Origin of the sequence: Pseudomonas sp. E45-MNA-CIBAN-0222 (assembly GCF_040310405.1) — a bacterium.
Lineage (GTDB): Bacteria > Pseudomonadota > Gammaproteobacteria > Pseudomonadales > Pseudomonadaceae > Stutzerimonas > Stutzerimonas stutzeri_AC.
In genome coordinates this window covers 1-260 of record NZ_JBEOPU010000150.1, presented here as the reverse complement: position 1 = coordinate 260, position 260 = coordinate 1, and the positions used below count along the sequence as shown (strand labels likewise).

Below are 260 nucleotides of genomic sequence, written 5' to 3'. Positions count from 1 at the left end.
AAGGTGTGATCACCAGTGGTTCGTTTTCGCCAACGTTAGGCTATTCTATCGCCATGGCCCGTGTACCCAATGGTATTGGTGCCACAGCTAAAGTTGAAATGCGTAAAAAACGCGTGACCGTAAAAGTCATCGCCCCAAGTTTTGTGCGCAATGGTAAACAAGCCTTCTAATGTTAGTGGCGTGTTACCGACACCGAATTTATTGATTAAGTCTTTGAACATCAGATTAAGGAACAGCAACAATGAGCACTATTCCGGCAG

The 260-nt window shown here is 45.0% G+C and carries 1 protein-coding gene; it reads left to right on the top strand.

Features of this window, described 5'->3' with window-relative positions; genetic code table 11:
- On the top strand, positions 1–170 hold a 170-nt coding region (locus AAEZ08_RS23120), incomplete at its 5' end, for a glycine cleavage T C-terminal barrel domain-containing protein (protein WP_500125207.1).
- Positions 171–260 lie beyond the last annotated feature (90 nt).